The 2,077-nt window shown below is 54.4% G+C and carries 5 protein-coding genes; 3 read left to right on the top strand and 2 right to left on the bottom strand.

Translation table 11 applies throughout. The annotated features are described in order from the left end of the window. A partial coding sequence (locus HT737_RS29990; RefSeq protein ID WP_308810003.1) for a response regulator occupies positions 1-432 on the top strand: 432 nt, incomplete at its 5' end. Between the two features lie 80 nt (positions 433-512). Here HT737_RS29990 and HT737_RS29985 read toward each other — a convergent pair. Then, a complete protein-coding gene (locus tag HT737_RS29985; RefSeq protein ID WP_034139791.1) occupies positions 513-764 on the bottom strand; it encodes a hypothetical protein in 252 nt (83 codons plus the stop codon). Positions 765-959: 195 nt separating this feature from the next. Here HT737_RS29985 and HT737_RS32195 point away from each other — a divergent pair, with 195 nt between their 5' ends. Together HT737_RS32195 and HT737_RS29980 are read left to right on the top strand one after the other, a co-directional pair. Next, positions 960-1,217 (top strand): DUF6555 family protein, encoded by a 258-nt coding sequence (locus tag HT737_RS32195; protein WP_306287318.1) that lies wholly within the window; start codon positions 960-962, stop codon positions 1,215-1,217. Then, a complete protein-coding gene (locus tag HT737_RS29980; RefSeq protein ID WP_182404630.1) occupies positions 1,214-1,462 on the top strand; it encodes a hypothetical protein in 249 nt (82 codons plus the stop codon). Before HT737_RS32195 ends, HT737_RS29980 begins: the two co-directional genes overlap by 4 nt. Before the next feature lie 22 nt (positions 1,463-1,484). Here the strand turns inward: HT737_RS29980 and HT737_RS29975 are convergent, their stop codons facing one another. Then, positions 1,485-2,021, bottom strand: coding sequence for a hypothetical protein (locus HT737_RS29975; RefSeq protein WP_034139914.1), 537 nt, complete (start codon positions 2,019-2,021; stop codon positions 1,485-1,487). Positions 2,022-2,077: the final 56 nt, after the last annotated feature.

The raw sequence follows: 2,077 nt of genomic DNA, 5'->3' as shown, positions 1-2,077 counted from the left end.
TGGGTACATCGGGAYCGGAGATTGAAGCTCACTTGGGAAGGTCTACTGCCAATTTCTGGCAAAGTCATCGTGATTGAAGACGATCCGACGCTTCGTATGCTCATGGGCGATATCCTGAAGGAAATCGGCGCACAGTCCCTAGCCTTTGAGACAGCTGACGATGCTTTGACATATTTGCTTGAGGCGCATGTGCCGTGCCCTCTGGTGGTGGTGGATCATGCATTACCGGGACAGATTCAGGGTGCTGAATTTATCGAGATGGTGAAGGGCAAGTGGCCTTCCACGGGATCCATCCTAATCTCTGGCTATTTGCTGGAGCCATCAACTATCCCCCGTTCGACCCAATACCTGCAAAAGCCGTGGTCATTGGATGACTTTGTCGTGGCGGTGGCAGCGGTTTTACAGCCAGGCTATCCGTTGCGTAAAAACTGACTCGCAGCGCTTCGGTGATCGCGCGGATTGCCGAGCTTCTTCAGTGGCTTTACACAGATCACCCATCGCGGCTGGTAGTGCTAATCATGGTAGTCAGCGCCGGCGACGGCACGAAGATAAGCCTGATCGGCCTCAATACGCAGCTCACGCCATTCCTGCCAGGTCACGACGCCCAACCGATCCATTTCATCAGCTAGACGCAAAAGTTCGTCGTGGTAAGCATCCGGGCAGTCCATTCGCAGCGTGCAATCATCCATTGCGCTATGCCAGCGATCGTAGGCACGTAGCTTGGCCTCTTGCTCTGGAGAGAAAAGGATTTTGCAGCTGTTCATGGTGATGACTCTGCGACATGGTTTGCCAGTTGAGCCAACTGCTTTGGAGACAGTTCAGAGGAGCCGACCAGAGGACAATACCTCTCGAAGGGAGCGCTTTGCACCAAGGTGTATTGACAGCCACAGCCCTACATATTTTTTTGGAATTTTTCGGCAGCGCATTGCTCCTTTGCATATGAGCAAAAGGAGGGCCTCATGAATCGCACTGATCTGTACGTCATTGAATATCGGCTTCACGGGAAGCCAAAGTCGTTCGTCATTCGATCGCCCAAAATGCGAAACGCGGATGCTTGGCATTGGGCATGTTGCGACGCGGATTTGGCGCCTATCCCAAAACCGGGGAAGGCTCCGCTCAAGGTGTTCAGCAAGCCTATGGCTGAGAGGTTCGGCGTGACAGATGTGAGATGGCGGGAAACCAACAAAGTAGCGTGGACGGAGGCAGTTTCATTATGACCCAAGACACAACGCAATCAGCGGTATCATCGGCCGACGATGAGCTAGCGCGAAATGCTGCTCTTTTCCTCGAGGCGGACCGGCTGGAGGCGCATGCCTACAGCATGCTTGAGGGTGACTCTACCAGTGCAGTGTCCTGGGAGCGCTTTACTGAAGCGAAAGCGCAGGCCGATGCTAAGCGTATCGAAGCGCAGCAGGATCTCCTGCGCATTCGCGGTCAACTCATAAATTCTCCGGGGCCGTGAGCATGTACATGGGTCCTCAAGGTTAACCGAACGGCTTCGTGAGCTGGATGAGCACCGACCAGAAACCCAGCAGGATCCAGAACGTTGCAAAAATCCAAGGGGTGCGCACCGAGAACAACAGCGCCTTTCGGTACCCCTTATGGGTGGACTCTCGCTCGCAAAACAGCGGTGATTCATCGTAGGCCATGCCCATGACCGGCTCGCTCCTCAATAGCTCGCTCTGCTTGTAGTACCAATGATCGATGATGTCGTAGGCCGCCCGAATGCCGGGCCATGCGTTGAGCGTGCTGAGTAATCCCAACAGCGCGAGAAAGGGAGGCACGATCAGCGTGAAGAGCTTGCCCCACTCAGGGTTGAGATTCCCCATGCAGGACGCGAACGCGATGACCAGAAAGGATTGCGCCGCCAGATAGGCGTCAGTCCGGTTGGCCAGGATCGAGGTCTCGTAATGAATTTCGCGACGATAAAATTCCAACCGTTCTTTGGGCGATCCGAACATCTTGGCGTTGTGTTCGGTCAACTCGGCCTCGCTGGTCGGTGAAGTCAGGATTCTTGGCAACGCGTTTACCTCAGAAAGGACCTGCAACGATGATCATCTATTTTTGTGTTCCAGTG

It is taken from the genome of Pseudomonas sp. MD195_PC81_125, assembly GCF_014060985.1.
Lineage (GTDB): Bacteria > Pseudomonadota > Gammaproteobacteria > Pseudomonadales > Pseudomonadaceae > Aquipseudomonas > Aquipseudomonas parakoreensis.
This window is presented reverse-complemented; position numbering and strand designations above follow the sequence as displayed.